The organism is Sphingobium sp. RC1, from assembly GCF_059738765.1.
Map to the genome: position 1 here is coordinate 2,086,375 of NZ_AP027306.1, position 16,971 is coordinate 2,103,345.

Here is a 16,971-nt window from a genome sequence, read left to right on the forward strand (position 1 = left end):
TGACGCTAAACCACAGATGTTAGTGCGCGGCAGGTCTTGCAGATCGGACGGCCGGAATCGCGGCCATGACGCCTAGAAACGGAAAGGCCGTTTTCAACCAGCCGTACTTATGCGCTGCTAGCTAGCGCAGACCATCGAACGGCCGATTGATTCGGAACCCGCCGTTCGAGATGGTGCTTACGAATGGCAGTTCTGTCACAGACCCAGTCATAATATGAATGTCCGCTTCCAAGCACGGCAATATCGCGGTCGAAGGCTTGGATTTGGCTCGAAGCTGCCCGCCCACCCGTCAACGCTGCCAAATGGCAGATCGGTCAGTCCAGCTTGAGCACCCGCCGCAAATGCGCTCTAAGGAGCAGGGAGGCATCGCGCCTATGGAAAACGAAGCCAGCATAGTCGTTGCGACATGGAACTTGGAGTGGCGTGAACGGAGCTCCAGTGACGGCGCTGAATTACATCGCCGCTTAATGGCAGTTGGCCCAAATATCGCCTGTGTCACCGAGGGTTATAACGATTTCTTCGACGGGCAAGGGCATGTGATCGCGGGGGCGGCTGATTGGGGTTATCCACTTAAGAAAGGCCGTCGGAAAGTCATTCTATGGAGCGACGCACCCTGGCACGACGTTGATGAACAAGGCCCAGCCGATCTGCCGCCAGGGCGTTATGTTGCGGGGACTACGGAGACTGCCGTCGGCCCGATTCGAGTTGTCGGAGTTTGCATACCTTGGAGAGACGCGCATGTTCGCACAGGGCGACGTGATCGAACGCCATGGCAAGATCATCTGGCTTATCTCGAAGGACTGGCGGTCGCACTGGCTGCCACCACAGACCCAACGATCCTGATCGGAGACTTCAATCAGAGTCACCCGCGAAGACGGCAGCCGAAATCAGTTCATTCGGCACTGGAGCGAGCAGTTTTGTCGAAGCTGAACCTTCCTACAGGCGGCGCGATCGCCGGCAGCGAGAGCCAAGCGATTGACCATATTGCCCATAGCGGTGAGTTTGAGGCCGGTAGCGTTGCTGCCCTGTCCAATATAACGGTTTCTGGAGCCCGACTGAGCGATCATTTCGGGGTCACCGCAACATTGACCCGGGCGGCCCGCTAGCCGGTCGGCACATGCCCACATATTTGGATCGGCCGGCTGCGAACGACCTGCATTGATCTGCAAAGCTGAGACTGTGGATGCCCGACTGAGCGACGCCTCGGTGAGCGGCGCGTTCAGAGTAAGGCGCTGCCACAGCTTTGTCGAAGCAAGCCTTGCTTCACCAGTCTAGAGCCTGGCGAATGTAGTTTGCGGCATAGACAATTCCGGAATCATCATACTTCAGCACGGACGTTCCCTGTCCGCTGAGATGGGGAATAACAGCAAGGGGCACTATGCCGCTGGTGGTAAAGTACAGGCCCTTCCTAGCGCCGCTGTCGCTGGCCCACCAGTGCCGCGCCCCTAATTCAGTCCCACCGACTATCTGGAGGAAGTCAGCGGCAAACCCAATCCCGGCACCGATGATCAGCTTGGGGCGGCATTTCTCAACCCATTGCCGAGCACCTGCAAAGGTGGCTTCCTTCACGCGGGCATAATATTCCGGCTTGCTAGCGCAACCCGTTCGAGCAGCAACCGCGGGATCCCAGGTCGCAACGTCACTAAATTGCTCAGGATAGATGTTACCCTTCAGATATCCTGAGCAGCCATTTTCAAAGACCCGTTCACGCATGGCAAAGCTTTGCCAGTTGTCGAGGGGTTCATCACACAGGACCGTCAGAAATTTGAAGGCGTTCTCGTTGTAAACCCATTTCCGGCCCAGCTGAAATTCGACGGAATATCGGTCTTGCCCCGGAAAGGTTATACCATTTTTCTCATGGATCCGATCTGACTGCGGCTTGCCGGGCTCGATGCCCAAGAGCCAGATCGATGGGTTTTTAGGGGTACCAACATCGCCTTCGCACGAATCAGGAAATATCGACGGATCTGTCATAGCCTCCCAGTAGGAGAGAGCCTGCTCTGACATTCCGATATTCTCTTGCATCCAGCACCTATTATTTCCGGGCGCGCGGTATCATGCGGACGACAAGCATTCAACAAACCAGACTTTTGTAAACGGACAGGATGCTCACGCGATGCAACATGATATCACGGATCCTGGCCGTTTAAGGGACTTGGATTCCCGGCATATTCGATCGCCTCGCGGTGATTACTCGGTGATTGCTATACCCAAAAATATGGAGTGCCTTCTTCAACAACCAAATGATATTAGTTGATAAAACTACAAAATATAACTGAAGTCTGGTATTTCCGTTACAGGCGCAAGTGAATGAACGATAATCCAACATCCGCAATCCCCTGGGATCAGCCCGCTACCCTGATCGACCTTGAAGGCCGCGCCCCGGTCATCGGCACGATCCGTGACTGCGCCCAGCACTTCGCGGTCTTCAAGCCGCACGCCCGCGAACAGGCCCGCGTCCTCCTGACGCAGCCCATTCACCGGGCGGGGCGCAAGACTCGCACCTGGATTCTCGAACCCTTCGAAATCGAACAACTCGCCGACCGGCTCCGCACGGAAACGCACTGATCCACCGACCAGAAGCGGTGGCCCTCCGCCAAATGGGCCGTTAGAACAGCGGGATGAGTGTTCCTCCCCTCATCACCCGCCCCCTCTCGATGATGCGCGCCTTCCTCGCGGCGGAAGCGGCTGGCGGCATCATCCTGATCGCGGCTGCGGCTCTGGGGATGCTCGTCGCCAACTCCGCCCTGTCGGCCGACTATTTCCACACGCTCCACATAGAACTGGCGGGGCTCAGCCTGCTCCACTGGATCAACGACGGCCTCATGGCGCTGTTCTTCCTGATCGTGGGCCTCGAAATCAAGCGAGAGGTGCTGGACGGGCAACTCGCCCGATGGCCCGACCGCCTGCTGCCTGGCCTCGCAGCGGCGGCGGGCGTGATCATGCCCGCCCTCATCTATGTCGCCATCAACCGGGGAGACGCCATCGGCCTTCGCGGCTGGGCGATCCCCGCCGCCACCGACATCGCCTTTGCCCTCGGCGTGCTCGCCCTCCTCGGCCCGCGCGTGCCGGGATCGCTCAAGATATTCCTGGCGGCGGTGGCGATCATCGACGATCTGATCGCCGTCCTCATCATCGCCCTCTTCTACAGCGGACAGCTCAACCTGCTGCCCCTCGCCCTGGCCATCGCAGGTCTCGCCTGCCTTGCCCTCTGCAATCGGGCGGGGGTAAACAGCCTCTGGCCCTATGTGCTGATCGGCCTCTTCGTCTGGTTCTGCGTGCTGCAATCCGGCATCCACGCCACGCTGGCAGGGGTCGCCGTCGCGATGACCATCCCCTTGCGAAAGACCCCAGCCGCCCCCGACGACCAGCATTCGCCGCTGTCCCGGCTGGAGCATGGCCTCCACCCCTGGGTCGCCTACGCCATCGTGCCGCTGTTCGGTTTCGCCAATGCGGGCGTGTCCTTAAGCGAGGTCGCGCTATCCGACCTGGCTCAGCCCGTGCCGCTCGGCATCGCGCTCGGCCTTTTCGCGGGCAAGCAGCTCGGCATATTCGGCACCATCTGGCTCCTGTCTCGCCTCGGCTGGGCCAGCCGCCCCGCTCACTCCAGCTGGGGCCAAGTCTATGGTGTCGCCCTCCTGTGCGGCATCGGCTTCACCATGAGCCTTTTCATCGGCGGCCTCGCCTTCGCGCCCCATCCGGATACAGGCGATGCGGCAAAGCTAGGCATCCTGCTCGGCTCACTCGCCTCCGCCACCGCCGGTTTCCTTATCCTGCGGCTGACGCCCAGCCTGATCAGAACGGAAAAAACACGCTGATCGCCGCCACCGCGACGACGCAAGTGATCAGGTTCAAGGGCAACCCAACCCGCACGAAATCCATATAGCGATAGCCGCCCATCTGATAGACGATGACATTGGTCTGATAGCCAAAGGGCGTCGCAAAGGCCGCGCTCGCCGCCATCATCACCGCGACCAGAAACGGCCGGGGACTGACCGCCAGACTATCGGCCAGCGCCACCGCAACCGGCGTCACCAGCACCGCCACCGTCGCGTTCGACAGCAACTCCGTCAGCACCATCGTCACGATATACAGCACGACCAGCGCGATCAGCGGGCTCAGCCCATGCACCCCGCCGATCAGCATCTGGGAAGCATCCGCCGCCAGCCCGCTCTGCTCCATCGCGATGCCGATCACCACCATGCCCGCGATCAGGATCAATATCTGCGGCCGCAGCCCGCTATAGGCCTCGTCCGCGCTGATCACCCGCAGCAGGATCAGCACCACCGCCCCGGCAAAGGCACTCGCCGCAATCGGCGCGACATCGATCGCCGCCAGTCCCACCGCCGCCGCAAACACCCCCAATGCAATCGCAGCCTTGGCGGGTCTTAGCGGCCGTGGCTCGGCAAACACCGCCGGGTCGCCCACCTGCGCGCTGTACACATGCAGGGCATCGATCGGCTGGACCTCCCCTTCCCGCTCATCCGCCTCATGACGGCCGCCCAGCAGCTTCTTGCTGAACAGGAACAGGTACAGCCCGCCCGCCAGCGCCATCGGCAATCCCACCGGCGTAATCTCGAAAATCCCAAAGCGCGGCTGCCCCGCCACGCTCGCCATGTCATCCACCAGCAGGTTGGTCGACGTGCCGATCAACGTGCAGCATCCGGTCAGGATGGTGATGTAGGACAGCGGCATCAGGAACCGCTTGGGCGACAGGCTCAACGCGTTGGCGACATCCCGCACCACTGGGGCGCCCAGCACGACGATCGGCGTGGAATTGAGAAAGCAGGACACCGCGCCGATCATCGACAACAGCAGCCACATGCCGGTCGCGCCCATCCGCCTGCACATCGTCACCGCCATCGCGATCGCACGGTCCAACAGGCCCGACAGCTCCAGCGCATAGGCAATGACGAACAGCGACGCGAGCGCGATGATCGCGGGACTTGCAAAGGCGCCCTGCACATCGACCGGCCGCACGACGCCCGTCATCAACAGCACCGCCGCCCCGGACAGGGCGACGACATCGGCACGCACCTTGTCCCAGATCAGCGCCGCGACGACGGCCGCCAGCACCAGCAGCGTCAGAACTTGGTCAATCGTCATGCGCCCCCTGCCTCGTGCCTGCCGCCGCCCCTGTCAACGCAGCAAGGCCCAAAAAGGGCATTTATCCTCTGGAGGATGAAGGCTTTTTTGCTATCAATGGATTATGCGTGAACCCAGTGCCCGGACCAGTCGGCTTACCATAGCCGCGGGGTTAACCGCTTTCATCGCCATCGGCGCGGGCGGCTTCCTTCTCGGCCGCGCCACCGCGCCAAAGGCTCCACCCCCCGCGCCTGCCCCCGTCACAATCATCCCGCCGCCATTCCCGGTACAGCCGCAATCGCCGCGCCTCTGGGGCCGCGCGGAGATAGCCGACCTCACCCGCCGCGCCGCCGACGCACTCTCGTCGGGCAAGCCGTTGCCGCCAGATGTCGCAAATGCTGTCGGACAGCGGTTCGACATCGTCCTCCCCTTTGGCTGCTACGGCGCTGCGGCCAAGGACAGCATAGCTCCCATGCGCTGGCGCTATGATGAAGCGGCTGGCGTGCTCCGCGTCCATGTCATGCCGATCGCCTGGAAAGCCGCCGACTTCGCCCTCCCCGCCGAAGGGGAAGGCCATGATGCCGAGGGCTTTTGGATGGAGCGTCCCTGGTCCACCAGCGACGAATGCCCTGCCGCACCGAAAGCCGCCCCCGCGCAGCAAGAAGACACCGCGCCAGCACCCGACCGCACCCTCGCCCTCGCCCAATTCGGCCAGAATGACGGCAACGACCTCTGGCGCCACGGACGCCCCTTCGAAAAAGTGCTGCGCCTCGCGCCTGAAGATTTCGCCCCCTCGCGCGGGCTAAGGCTCCGCCTCATCGGCCGTATCGAGCAGGTGCCCGGCAACGGCCCCGTTCACTGCCTCCAGCCGCTTGGGATGGAACAGCGCCCCACCTGCGTCCTCGCCATCTCCTTGACCGAGGTGCGCATGGAATTGCCCGGCACCGATACGCCAGTCGCCATCTGGGAAAATCGCAGCGCGACCAGCTCGGCCGGGCACTGAAAGCCACCCGTTCACCCGATCTCGCTTTCTCACTCACAACGCCATGAACCATCTCCCCCGCCCATGTGTTGGCCGAGGAAAGGAGATGCGCCATGTCCGACACCCCATCCGACAATCATGAAGAGATGATCCACGAAGACGGCTTGCCCGGCCATGAAAGCAAGCTGGAACCCAAGCCCGAATGGGAACCCCGCTACCCCGGCTCCGGCCGCCTCGCGGGCAAAGTCGCCCTCATCACCGGCGCGGACAGCGGCATCGGGCGCGCCGTCGCCGCCCTCTACGCCCGCGAAGGCGCCGACGTCGCCATCCTCTACCTCTGCGAACATGACGACGCGAAAAAGACCGCGCAGATCGTGGAAGCCGAAGGCCAGCAGGCCCTCACCATCGCCGGAGACATTGGCGAAAAATCCTTCTGCGACGACGCCGTCAAACAGATAATCGACCGCTTCGGCCGCCTGGACATCCTCGTCAACAATGCCGGGGAACAGCATCCCGACCAGGACATCACCGACATCACCGAAGAACAGCTGCGCCGCACCTTCCAAACCAACATCTTCGGCATGTTCTTCCTGACGCAGGCCGCCCGCCCGCACCTCAAAAAAGGCGCCGCGATCGTCAACTGCACCAGCGTCACCATGTATCAGGGGTCATCGGAACTGCTCGATTACAGCAGCACCAAGGGCGCCATCACCGCCTTCACCCGCAGCCTGTCCGAAAACCTCGTGAAAGACGGCATCCGCGTCAACGCCGTCGCCCCCGGCCCCATCTGGACCCCGCTCAACCCCTCAGGCGGCGCAAGCCCCGAGAAGCTGGAACATTTCGGCGAATCCACCCCCATGGGCCGCCCCGGCCAGCCGAACGAAGTCGCCCCCGCCTTCCTCTTCCTCGCCTGCGACGACTCCAGCTACATGTCCGGCCAGGTCCTCCACCCCAATGGCGGCACCATCGTGAATGGATGACCCCCTCACAAAATCGCTCCCCACGACCCTGACGCTACGCAACCCTAGGCCAAACGACAGTTGCGAAGCGTCCCATCATCCGACAAGTGAAGCCGATGGCAGAGGAACGCTTTGAATTTGTGGCAGGACACAAGCCCGGCACGCTACGAATCGTCTTTCGAGGCTTTTGGGATGGCGATGCCGTCGAAGGCTATATCGCGGCACTTCGGCAACGCGCCGCCATGACCGCCAGACCCTCACCGATCGACCGCGTCCTGCTCGATATGAAAGCATGCACCGTTCAATCGCAAACGGTCATGAACAGCTTCATGAAGATCATCACCAATTATGCCGCCCAGATCAGCGAATATGGCGTCCTGCTACCCGAATCCGCCCTCCTCAGACTGCAAATGGAACGGCTGATGCGAGACACCCCGACCATGTTCTTCCAGGAGGAAAAACAAGCCCTGCAATGGCTGGCTTCCTGACAGAGCAAGGAAAGCGCCGGGGAATAGCCTTCCCAAACCCTCCCTGCGCGAAGCGTGGGGAGGGGAACCAGCCACAGGCCGATGGAGGAGAAAATAGCACGACCTGCGAAATTTCCCCTCCACCATCCCTTTCGCAACGGCCCCCTCGCATCTCGCGCTGGGAAGGATGAACCTCCCCAAACCACCCACCTCCGTCATCCCAGCGAAAGCTGGGATCTTGTGCGGCTAGTCCGAACGCTATCGACAGAGATGCCAGCTTTCGCTGGCATGACGGACTGGGGACAGTCGGCTAACGACCATTTGCGGACAAAGACGGAAGGTGAGACAGGTCACCTATGAACAAATCAGACGCAGACTTTGCTTACACTTCTGTTGCGATGCCCTCAGGCGGGATCTTTATCCCTGCCGACGAGCCGCTGCTGGTATTTCCATCCATTCGCGCCGCCGAGCGCTATATAGAAGTGACCGACATCGAGACGGGAGTTTATTCTGTCGCATATGGCCCAAGGGCCGAACCATACAACATTACGCACGTAGGAAAGAAGGCTGTAGTCCAATCGGTTGCAGGCTCATGCCGACCAGACGATCTTAAGCCGCTGCTGATCCGCTATCTTGAAGCCATCGGCCAAAATCCCAACTTGGATTCCTCCCTCGACCAGTTGGTAAAGGCTGTATGGGACTATGAGCGCGACTTCTGGGCGGAAAATGATCCCGATGGCGATCGGTTCAGCAAGAGGGTACCGGTCTGGGGGTGTTTGGCAGCTTTAGCCCTGATGGCTTTGGCGGTTTTCTTAATTTTGCGCTGAGTTGCGGAATGTCAGAAAACCACCCCATCCCCACCACCTCAAAAAGCAACAGCACCGCGAGCCCCGCCCGCAGCGCCGTCACACCCTCGCCCCTCCACCGGAAGGGCGCCCGGATCTCAGTTCGCCTTGCTCATATCCACCTTCTCCACCCACTCAGGATAGAAGGTCGGCTCCCGATTAGACCACCCTACCGCCGTCGCCGCGGCCTCACTGATCGACTGCAACAGCGCCCGGCGCTTTTCGGGATGGAGATGCGGCAAGCTCGCCGCCGCGCAGAACGCCCCCGGTAACCAAGGCCGCGCCCCCGCCCCCAACAGCCGTTCATACAAAAACCGATAGGCGGAAAAGCTGCTCAGCCTGTCCTGCCCCAGATCGAAAGCCGAAACCGTCACCAGCGGCGCCATGAACGGCTCCATCTGGTCCAGCCCGCTGTCATCGGGCACCCGCGCCTTGATCTCGTCCAGCCGCCCGTAAATGCGGGCCTGCGCGCGGATGCTCGCCTCCTCCACCATGTCGCGCGACCATAGCTTCATGGCGTCACGACGGTGAAGGCCGATGTCCAGCGACCGGCGGATATAGCGCTGCGTGGCAGACGGGAAACTGGCGAATTCGCGCAATTCAGCCAGGGTGATTGCCCCGTCAGCCGGTCTTGCATTGGTGCCCATGCTCTTGCCCTCCGACTTCAAGTCGATCAGCAGAACATGCGCCCAACATGGTTACTGTAAGATTAAGCGCCGGTTCTGCCGACAACTACAGGGAATCACTTTTCTTTGTGCGTCGCAACATGTAATTTTTGTGAAAGCGATAAAAAGAGGCAGCACAGCCCCTCACCGCCCCAGATGCGTCCGCAACGTCACCCCGATCGTCCGCGGCTCGCTCGGCGTCCCCACGATCAGCCCGCTATTGCCCGCCTGCACCGTCAGATTCTGCATATAGTCCTTGTCGAACAGGTTCCGCGCGAACACTGCCGCCTCCCAGTCGCCCAAACGATAGCCGACGCTGCCGTTGACCAACGTATAGCCCTTGATGATCGTATAGGCCGACCCCGTCGCCTCTCCCCGCACACGCGTCCGGGTAACGGCATCCGCCCGCAGGAACAGCGCCCCGCTCCCCACCGGCATCCGATATTCACCCCCGGCCGATCCGGTCCATTTGGGCAGGCCCGGCAGAGCATTGCCCGTCAGGTCGCATCGCGCAGTCCCCGTCCCCGTCCGCTCGATCGGGCAGGGGCCGCTTGGATAACTCGCATATTCCCCATCGGCCAAAGCCCCCGAAGCACGCAGCGTCAGGCGCGAACCCACCTGCGCCGCCGCGTCGAACTCGATCCCCTTCACCGTCACCTTGGGGATGTTCGCCAGATAGCTGCGCAGCGCCACCGTCGCGCTATTGTCGACGATATTGGCCTGAAAATCCTTCACATCGACATGATAGCCGTTGATGTTGAAGATGACCGCGCCATCCAGCAGCCGCGTCTTGATCCCCGCTTCCCAGGTCGTGTTCGTCTCCGGCCGCACCACCGCCGTCGCCAGCACCGCCTGATTGGACGCATTGACCGGCAGGCCCGACATGTTGATGCCGCCCGACTTCTGCCCCTTGGCGAAGCTCGCATAGGCCATCACCCCGTCGGCCACATCATAGGCGACATTCACGCGCCCCGACGCGCTGCCATCGCCATCATGCGCGCTATAGCTTTGCGCCCGCAGGATCGACTGCTGGTCCGCCTGCAACGCCGCCGTCGGCGCCACCCCGCCAAAGGTCCGCACATCATAGACGCCGTCCTTCTCCTCATAGGTGTAGCGCAGGCCGCCCGTCACCGCGATCCGCTCCACCGGCCGCCACGTCACCTCACCGAATATGCCGAAGCTCTCGCTACGGAAATCCGTCCGCCCTTCGGTCTGATAGCCATCAAGCAGCGAAGACGTCCGCGTCGCGCTCGGCGCCAGCAGCCAGTAAGTTGCCAGCGGCCCATAAATGCTGATCGGCCGCCCCGTGATCTTCTGATGGAAATAATAAAGCCCCGCGACATATTCCAATCTGCCCGGCGTGTTCGATCCAATCCGGAACTCCTGGCTATACTGGTCCTGCCGCGACGGAATATGCTGCGTCGTCTGGATATGCAGACCGGTATAATCCCGATCATTCGCCGCATCCCAGTTCCAGAAGCGCCACGCACTGATCGACGTCAGCGTCACGCCGCCCATCTTCCACTCGGCCGTCCCCGAAACCCCGCCCTCGTCCGTATCCACGCCCAGCGGCGCGTCATTATCCGTCACCCGGTCATAAGGGTTGAAGCTCGGCGGCGCATAGGGGCCACCCGGCGCACCGGCCGCCAGCGCCGCATAGCGCTGCCCCGCTGGTTTCAAAGTCGGCGCAACCCGCACGAACACCTGCGCGCAACAGTTATTCTGGAAACTGGCCCAGTCACCCACCACCCGCACCGAAAGATCAGGCGAAGGCTGAAACAGCAACTGCCCCCGGATCGCATCATTGTGGATCCCATTCTGCCACTCGCCGCGCCGAACGTTGCGAATGTAACCATCCTGCCGCGTCACCGCCCCCGACAAACGAAACGCCAGAACATCGCCCACGATCGGCCCCGTCACCGCCGCCTTCGCCTGCACGAAATCGCGGCTGCCATAGGAAATCTCGCCCTCGGCGCCAAAGTCGAAGCTCGGCCGCTTCGTCGTGATGCTGATCGCGCCCGCCGTCGTATTCTTGCCGAACAGCGTGCCCTGTGGCCCGCGCAGAACCTCTACCCGCTCCACATCGGCAAAGTCGAACGCCGCCGTCGCGGGCCGCGCATGATAGACGCCGTCCACATAAAAGCCGACGCCCGGTTCCAATCCATCATTCGCCTGGCTAACCGCCACCACGCTCGACCCCAGCCCGCGAATGGTGAAGGCGGTATTGCGCGGATTGGCCGAACTATAATTCAGCGCCGGAACCAGCTGGCTAAGCTGGTTCGTGTTGACCGTATAAGTCCGCGTCAGTTCATCGCCGCTAACAACGCTCAGCGACGCAGGCACAGTCTGCGCATCCTCCTCACGCAGCCGGGCCGTGACGATGATCGCCCCTTCCCCCGCCCCGTCCGCCGGTACGTCAGCAAACGCAACCCCCGGAAAACCGCCGCAAATCAGCGCGGCGCTCAACCAAACGCGTGACCCCTTAATCATGACTGCCCCCTTATCGTTGGGCAGCCCGATACACAGAGCGCAAGCGATTCGCTATATACAATCGTATATAGCTAAGAGCGCCCGAAAGGTTCGCACCCCCTCCTCCGCGCCTCTGCACGAAGACATATCACGCGGGGACGCGGAGGCGCGGAGGCGCAATCAAAAGGCGAAGCCACAACTCCGATGCCACCGCTGCCCAACCACAAAGCCCGGTCCAAAGCACGAAGCTAACGCCAAGTCCCTCCGCGTCCCCGCGTCTCCGCGTGAACCAAAAAAATGGCGCGCCGGCCGGCGCGCCCAACGGGAAGACCTTAAACCACCAACGAAACCACGCCACCCCCGGCATTCTACGCGATGCCCAGGTGCCGACGCGTCCTCCTTACTCGTCCGCCTGAACCGGCAACGGCTCGCCCCGCAACTCGCGCGCAAGGTCAGGCCAATGCGACCGCCCCGCCGCACTCGCCGCCGCCTTCTGCAACCCGCGATATTGGGCAAGCACGCTAAGCCCCAAATCCGTCAGCACCGCGCCCTCACTGGACGTCGCCACCAGCGGCGCGGACCAGCATCGGTTCATCACATCCACCAGCATCCAGCATCGGCGATAGCTCATCTTCAGCTTCCGCCCAGCCGCCGAAATCGATCCCTCACTGGCGATCGCGTCCAGCAGGTCGGCCTTGCCCGGCCCCATGGCGATCTGGTCGCCACAATAAAGCTGTATCTTGATCTTCAGTGCCGGGCCGCTCATCCGCCCGTTATGGCATGGGCAGGGCGCCCCGCCAATCGCTGCGTCAGGTTCGCCGTTCCAGCACCGCGCCAATCATGCTGCGCCACACGGTAACATCGCCCGCCTGCGCCATCTGCTCATCAGGCTCCCGCAGCGTGTGCAGGATGGCATAAGCATCATCGAGATAGTTTTGCCAGCTCGCATCCACCGCGCCCGCCGCATGGGGATCATCGCCCTCGCCATTCAGGCTCAGCTGGCGTCCGGCCAGCACCCGGGCAATGCGTTCGATCGCGGGAGTAGCGGAAGTCGGCATCAATAAGGCTCCTCTCACCGTGCAGCGTCATGCGCTTGGCGAACCGCCCGGCCACCGCCGATCCGGCTCGCCTCGCTTATGGATCATATCACCAATATCGCCGCCGTCTATCGCCCAGCCTTCTCATCCTCATCTTCTTCTTCGTGGAACCCCGACGAAGGAACCGGGTCGCCATGGTCACCCGGCTTGGTGGCCGACGGCGGATCGGACGCATCCATGCTGTCCATCAACCCTTCCTCCAGTTGCTCCTCGGGGGTGACGGCATGGTCCTGCGCATCCGTGGGACGCTCATCATGCGCTTCTTCACGGCTATTGGGACGAATATCGGTCTTGTCGCTCATCTTGCTCTCCTCGGCGCAGCGGCCTTCGCGCGCCACGCAGGATCAACGGCCAGTCCCGATAGCCGGTTCCAAGGGGGCATCTTCATACAGACAGCTTCAGGCAAGCTTCTTGTCGCCCCTCCCGCAGGCGGGAGGGATCAAGCCCATTGTTCCCCCTCCCGCAAGCGGGAGGGGGCTAGGGGGTGGGCAAGCGCAACGCCCGCGATGAAGAGCCGATGACCCCTCCCCTCTCAAACGCAAAGCCTCAATTCCCCGCGCCCGGCACCTTATCCTTGCCCACCTCGGCAAAGCGGCTCGCATCCTGGCCCTGCGCCTTGGCGATCGCGATGGCGACCGGTTCACGGACATGATCCACCGCCGCAATCTGGCAGGACCGCAAATCCTGCATGGTCCGGCCCGGACATACCTTCACCGCAGCGCGGCGGATGCGGGCGTTCAGTTCCTGCTGACCCGACTTCTTCGACAGGTCCAGATCGTCATAGCGCACATCGATCGTACGGCCGTTGGATTCAAACGGAATGACGCTCGCCTGCGCCGCCGCGCCCATCAGTACGGTGGCAGACAGTGCCGCCAACATGGCGCCGCCGGTGCGATTGATAAAAAATGTCATGATTGGTCCCCCCTCGATTGAACTGCTTGGGACTCGCCGCTCTTCAGGCGACCTCGTCCGCTGTAAAGCCGGGAAGGCTGGGACCCGTCAGTCCTTCCGGCAGGGCGCAGATTTAAACCGGCCAGCTGCCCCTGTCGATCCCAAAAATCCTTGTTGTCGTAGCGTAAAACACCGCTCGTCGAAATTGACCGAACAAGAAAACGCCCCCGGCGCAAGGGATGGCCGGGGGCGTATCCGGGACGCTGTCGGGCTATCCGGGATCTCGCACATTTCCAAAAGTCTAGACGCCACCGCCGCAGCTTTCCCGTCACGACCCCTATACACCTGATCAGTTAATATCGCTCTATCTTTCGACGACCCGTCGCACCCTCGCGCCGGAAAGCATGCCCCGCTTGCGAGCCGCCACCCGCTATCCCATATCCGCGCGACACGCTTGCCCCCAAAGAACAAATCTGGAACAACACGCCCCCATGAGTCTGACCACAATCTCCGTACGCGGCGCGCGCGAACATAACCTCAAGGGCGTGGACGTCGATCTCCCCCGCGACAGCCTGATCGTCATCACCGGCCTTTCGGGTTCCGGCAAATCCTCCCTCGCCTTCGACACCATCTATGCCGAGGGGCAGCGCCGCTATGTGGAGTCCCTCTCCGCCTACGCGCGCCAGTTCCTTGAGATGATGCAGAAGCCGGACGTCGAACATATTGACGGCCTCTCCCCCGCCATCTCCATCGAGCAGAAGACGACCAGCCGCAACCCGCGCTCCACCGTCGCCACCGTCACCGAAATCTACGACTATATGCGCCTCCTATGGGCGCGCGTCGGCGTCCCCTACAGCCCCGCGACCGGAGAACCGATCAGCGCCCAGACCGTCAGTCAGATGGTCGACCGCGTCATGCAGCTCCCCGAAGGCACCCGCTTCTACCTCCTCGCCCCCGTCGTCCGCGGCCGCAAGGGCGAGTATAAGAAGGAGCTGCTGGAATGGCAGAAGGCGGGCTACACCCGCGTCCGCATCGACGGCGAAATGTACCTGATCGAAGACGCCCCCGCCCTCGACAAGAAATACAAACATGACATCGAAGTCGTCGTCGACCGCCTCGCGGTGGACGCGGACATGGGGACGCGCCTGGCCGACAGCTTCGAACAGGCGCTGAAGCTCGCCGATGGCCTGGCTTACGTGGACCTGGCGGACGGCGCCACTATTCCCCCTCCCGCAGGCGGGAGGGGGCTAGGGGGTGGGCTCGACGCCACCGCAGGCGAAGTTCTTGATGGTGAGGGCCAACCCACCCCTAACCCCTCCCGCAAGCGGGAGGGGAATCTGAAGGGCGCCGGCATCCCCGCCAACCGCATAGTCTTCAGCGAAAAGTTCGCCTGCCCCGTCAGCGGCTTCACCATCCCCGAGATCGAGCCCCGCCTCTTCTCCTTCAACGCCCCGCAAGGCGCCTGCCCAGCCTGCGACGGTCTGGGCGAGCGGCAGGAGTTCGACCCCGAACTGGTCGTCCCCAACGAGCATCTGACGCTCAAGAAGGGCGCCATCGTCCCCTGGGCCAAGTCCAACCCGCCCAGCCCCTACTACATGCAAGTCCTCGGCAGCCTCGCCAAGGAGTTCGGCTTCAACCTCGAAACTCCGTGGATCGACCTCCCCGCAGAAGTCAAAATCATCATCCTCCACGGCACCGCTGGCAAGCCCGTCACGCTCAAGTTCGTCGACGGCAAGAAGAGCTACGAAGTCAAGAAACCCTTCGAAGGCGTCATCGGCAACTTGAACCGCCGCCTCCTCCAGACCGACTCCGCCTGGATGCGCGAGGAACTCAGCAAATACCAAACCGCCATGCCTTGCGAGACCTGCCACGGCGCCCGCCTCAAACCCGAAGCCCGCGCCGTCAAGATCGCGGGCGAGGACATCTCTATGTCCACCCGCCGCTCCGTGGTGGACGCGCTCGGCTTCTTCTCCACCCTCCCCGCCCAGCTCACCGACCAGCAGAACCAGATCGCCAAGGCCATCCTCAAGGAAATTGTCGAGCGCCTCGGCTTCCTCAACAATGTCGGCCTCGACTATCTGAACCTCGACCGCACCAGCGGCACCCTGTCGGGCGGCGAGTCCCAGCGCATCCGCCTCGCGTCCCAGATCGGCAGCGGCCTGTCGGGCGTCCTCTACGTCCTCGACGAACCCAGCATCGGCCTGCACCAGCGCGACAATGACCGCCTGCTCGTCACCCTGAAGCGCCTGCGCGACCTCGGCAACACCGTCATCGTCGTGGAGCATGACGAGGACGCGATCCGCATGGCCGACTATATCGTCGACATGGGTCCGGGCGCAGGCGTCCACGGCGGCACCATCGTGGCCCAAGGCTCCCTCAACGAACTGCTCGCCCACAAGGACAGCCTGACAGCGGATTACCTGAACGGCACCCGTCGCATCGAAGTCCCCACCAAGCGCCGCAAGGGCAATGGCAAGAAGCTCACCGTCCACAACGCCCGCGCCAACAACCTGCAGAACGTCACCGCCAGCATCCCGCTCGGCACCTTCACCTGCATCACCGGCGTGTCAGGCTCGGGCAAGTCCAGCTTCACCATCGACACCCTCTACGCAGCGTCGGCCCGCACCCTCAACGGAGCCCGCATCGTCGCAGGCCCGCATGACAAGGTCACCGGCCTTGAACATTGCGACAAGGTGATCGACATCGACCAGTCGCCCATCGGCCGCACCCCCCGCTCGAACCCGGCGACCTATACCGGCGCCTTCACCAACATCCGCGACTGGTTCGCGGGCCTCCCCGAAGCGCAGGCGCGCGGCTACAAGCCCGGCCGCTTCAGCTTCAACGTCAAGGGCGGCCGCTGCGAAGCCTGCCAGGGCGACGGCGTGCTCAAGATAGAGATGCACTTCCTCCCCGACGTCTATGTCACCTGCGACGTCTGCCACGGCGCCCGCTACAATCGCGAAACTCTCGAAGTAAAGTTCAAGGGCCACAGCATCGCCGACGTGCTCGACATGACGGTCGAGGACGCGGTCGAATTCTTCAAGGCCGTCCCCCCCATCCGCGACAAGATGGCGATGCTCGCCGAAGTGGGCCTCGGCTATATCAAGGTCGGCCAGCAGGCCACGACCCTGTCCGGCGGCGAAGCCCAGCGCGTCAAACTCGCCAAGGAACTCTCCCGCCGAGCCACCGGCCAGACCCTCTACATATTGGACGAGCCCACCACCGGCCTCCACTTCGAAGACGTCCGCAAACTGCTCGAAGTCCTCCACGCCCTGGTCGAACAGGGCAACAGCGTGGTCGTGATCGAGCATAATCTCGACGTCATCAAGACCGCCGACTGGATCATCGATATGGGGCCAGAGGGCGGCGTCAAGGGCGGCGAAGTCGTCGCCGAAGGCACACCCGAAAAGGTCGCGAAGAACGCCCGGAGCTTTACCGGGCGGTATTTGGCGCCGTTGCTGGGGTTGGAGGCTGTGGCGGCGGAGTGAACAGCTTCAAAGCTGATGAAGTT

Annotated in this window: 16 protein-coding genes; 8 read left to right on the top strand and 8 right to left on the bottom strand. The window is 62.5% G+C overall.

All coding sequences use genetic code 11. From position 1 onward, the window contains the following. The first annotated feature begins 218 nt into the window (after positions 1–218). A complete protein-coding gene (locus tag AC6JBC_RS10260; protein WP_498024117.1) occupies positions 219–1,106 on the top strand; it encodes an endonuclease/exonuclease/phosphatase family protein in 888 nt (295 codons plus the stop codon). Between the two features lie 157 nt (positions 1,107–1,263). On the opposite strand, the gene AC6JBC_RS10265 is transcribed toward AC6JBC_RS10260, so the two are convergent. Further along, entirely contained in the window at positions 1,264–2,025 is a 762-nt protein-coding gene (locus tag AC6JBC_RS10265) for a hypothetical protein (protein WP_498024118.1), read from the bottom strand. Between the two features lie 285 nt (positions 2,026–2,310). On the opposite strand from AC6JBC_RS10265, the gene AC6JBC_RS10270 reads away from it, so the two are divergent. Further along, positions 2,311–2,568 carry a hypothetical protein gene (locus tag AC6JBC_RS10270; protein ID WP_498024119.1) on the top strand — a complete coding sequence of 86 codons (258 nt, stop codon included), beginning with the start codon at positions 2,311–2,313 and terminating at the stop codon, positions 2,566–2,568. Positions 2,569–2,621: 53 nt separating this feature from the next. Continuing rightward, positions 2,622–3,818 (top strand): Na+/H+ antiporter NhaA, encoded by a 1,197-nt coding sequence (gene nhaA / locus AC6JBC_RS10275; protein ID WP_498024120.1) that lies wholly within the window; start codon positions 2,622–2,624, stop codon positions 3,816–3,818. On the opposite strand, the gene AC6JBC_RS10280 is transcribed toward nhaA, so the two are convergent. Further along, positions 3,796–5,106, bottom strand: coding sequence for an SLC13 family permease (locus AC6JBC_RS10280; RefSeq protein WP_498024121.1), 1,311 nt, complete (start codon positions 5,104–5,106; stop codon positions 3,796–3,798). The genes nhaA and AC6JBC_RS10280 overlap by 23 nt on opposite strands. 103 nt (positions 5,107–5,209) lie before the next feature. Between AC6JBC_RS10280 and AC6JBC_RS10285 the strand changes: the two genes are divergently transcribed. From AC6JBC_RS10285 to AC6JBC_RS10300, 4 genes are all read left to right on the top strand, one after another. After that, complete coding sequence (locus AC6JBC_RS10285; protein ID WP_498024122.1) at positions 5,210–6,088, top strand: hypothetical protein; 879 nt, start codon at positions 5,210–5,212, stop codon at positions 6,086–6,088. A gap of 92 nt (positions 6,089–6,180) precedes the next feature. Continuing rightward, a complete protein-coding gene (locus tag AC6JBC_RS10290; protein WP_498024123.1) occupies positions 6,181–7,047 on the top strand; it encodes an SDR family oxidoreductase in 867 nt (288 codons plus the stop codon). A gap of 95 nt (positions 7,048–7,142) precedes the next feature. Beyond that, on the top strand, positions 7,143–7,514 hold the full coding sequence (locus tag AC6JBC_RS10295) for a hypothetical protein (RefSeq protein ID WP_498024124.1): 372 nt from the start codon (positions 7,143–7,145) through the stop codon (positions 7,512–7,514). Positions 7,515–7,849: 335 nt separating this feature from the next. Next, a complete protein-coding gene (locus AC6JBC_RS10300) occupies positions 7,850–8,320 on the top strand; it encodes a hypothetical protein (RefSeq protein WP_498024125.1) in 471 nt (156 codons plus the stop codon). A 116-nt stretch (positions 8,321–8,436) separates the two neighbouring features. Here AC6JBC_RS10300 and AC6JBC_RS10305 read toward each other — a convergent pair whose 3' ends face one another. The 6 genes from AC6JBC_RS10305 to AC6JBC_RS10330 all read right to left on the bottom strand — a co-directional run bounded on the left by AC6JBC_RS10305 (position 8,437) and on the right by AC6JBC_RS10330 (position 13,481). Continuing rightward, entirely contained in the window at positions 8,437–8,985 is a 549-nt protein-coding gene (locus tag AC6JBC_RS10305; RefSeq protein ID WP_196225515.1) for a hypothetical protein, read from the bottom strand. A gap of 162 nt (positions 8,986–9,147) precedes the next feature. Then, positions 9,148–11,493: a TonB-dependent receptor gene (locus AC6JBC_RS10310; protein WP_498024126.1), complete on the bottom strand. Its 2,346-nt coding sequence runs from the start codon at positions 11,491–11,493 to the stop codon at positions 9,148–9,150. Positions 11,494–11,872: 379 nt separating this feature from the next. Beyond that, positions 11,873–12,238, bottom strand: a complete 366-nt coding sequence (locus AC6JBC_RS10315) for a winged helix-turn-helix domain-containing protein (RefSeq protein ID WP_498024128.1) — start codon at positions 12,236–12,238, stop codon at positions 11,873–11,875. 43 nt (positions 12,239–12,281) lie between these two features. Then, positions 12,282–12,530 (bottom strand): hypothetical protein, encoded by a 249-nt coding sequence (locus AC6JBC_RS10320; RefSeq protein ID WP_464788304.1) that lies wholly within the window; start codon positions 12,528–12,530, stop codon positions 12,282–12,284. Between the two features lie 107 nt (positions 12,531–12,637). Continuing rightward, complete coding sequence (locus AC6JBC_RS10325) at positions 12,638–12,871, bottom strand: hypothetical protein (RefSeq protein ID WP_449471427.1); 234 nt, start codon at positions 12,869–12,871, stop codon at positions 12,638–12,640. A gap of 244 nt (positions 12,872–13,115) precedes the next feature. Beyond that, positions 13,116–13,481, bottom strand: a complete 366-nt coding sequence (locus AC6JBC_RS10330; protein ID WP_460987616.1) for a UrcA family protein — start codon at positions 13,479–13,481, stop codon at positions 13,116–13,118. Positions 13,482–13,951: 470 nt separating this feature from the next. Here AC6JBC_RS10330 and uvrA point away from each other — a divergent pair, with 470 nt between their 5' ends. Continuing rightward, entirely contained in the window at positions 13,952–16,948 is a 2,997-nt protein-coding gene (gene uvrA, locus AC6JBC_RS10335; RefSeq protein ID WP_498024131.1) for an excinuclease ABC subunit UvrA, read from the top strand. Positions 16,949–16,971: the final 23 nt, after the last annotated feature.

Excerpts from the sequence above, each read along its gene's own strand:
- AC6JBC_RS10260 (WP_498024117.1), top strand. The coding sequence starts at position 219 with ATGTCCGCTTCCAAGCACGGCAATATCGCGGTCGAAGGCTTGGATTTG.
- AC6JBC_RS10265 (WP_498024118.1), bottom strand. The coding sequence starts at position 2,025 with ATGCAAGAGAATATCGGAATGTCAGAGCAGGCTCTCTCCTACTGGGAG.
- AC6JBC_RS10270 (WP_498024119.1), top strand. The coding sequence starts at position 2,311 with ATGAACGATAATCCAACATCCGCAATCCCCTGGGATCAGCCCGCTACC.
- nhaA (WP_498024120.1), top strand. The coding sequence starts at position 2,622 with ATGAGTGTTCCTCCCCTCATCACCCGCCCCCTCTCGATGATGCGCGCC.
- AC6JBC_RS10280 (WP_498024121.1), bottom strand. The coding sequence starts at position 5,106 with ATGACGATTGACCAAGTTCTGACGCTGCTGGTGCTGGCGGCCGTCGTC.
- AC6JBC_RS10285 (WP_498024122.1), top strand. The coding sequence starts at position 5,210 with ATGCGTGAACCCAGTGCCCGGACCAGTCGGCTTACCATAGCCGCGGGG.
- AC6JBC_RS10290 (WP_498024123.1), top strand. The coding sequence starts at position 6,181 with ATGTCCGACACCCCATCCGACAATCATGAAGAGATGATCCACGAAGAC.
- AC6JBC_RS10295 (WP_498024124.1), top strand. The coding sequence starts at position 7,143 with ATGGCAGAGGAACGCTTTGAATTTGTGGCAGGACACAAGCCCGGCACG.
- AC6JBC_RS10300 (WP_498024125.1), top strand. The coding sequence starts at position 7,850 with ATGAACAAATCAGACGCAGACTTTGCTTACACTTCTGTTGCGATGCCC.
- AC6JBC_RS10305 (WP_196225515.1), bottom strand. The coding sequence starts at position 8,985 with ATGGGCACCAATGCAAGACCGGCTGACGGGGCAATCACCCTGGCTGAA.
- AC6JBC_RS10310 (WP_498024126.1), bottom strand. The coding sequence starts at position 11,493 with ATGATTAAGGGGTCACGCGTTTGGTTGAGCGCCGCGCTGATTTGCGGC.
- AC6JBC_RS10315 (WP_498024128.1), bottom strand. The coding sequence starts at position 12,238 with ATGAGCGGCCCGGCACTGAAGATCAAGATACAGCTTTATTGTGGCGAC.
- AC6JBC_RS10320 (WP_464788304.1), bottom strand. The coding sequence starts at position 12,530 with ATGCCGACTTCCGCTACTCCCGCGATCGAACGCATTGCCCGGGTGCTG.
- AC6JBC_RS10325 (WP_449471427.1), bottom strand. The coding sequence starts at position 12,871 with ATGAGCGACAAGACCGATATTCGTCCCAATAGCCGTGAAGAAGCGCAT.
- AC6JBC_RS10330 (WP_460987616.1), bottom strand. The coding sequence starts at position 13,481 with ATGACATTTTTTATCAATCGCACCGGCGGCGCCATGTTGGCGGCACTG.
- uvrA (WP_498024131.1), top strand. The coding sequence starts at position 13,952 with ATGAGTCTGACCACAATCTCCGTACGCGGCGCGCGCGAACATAACCTC.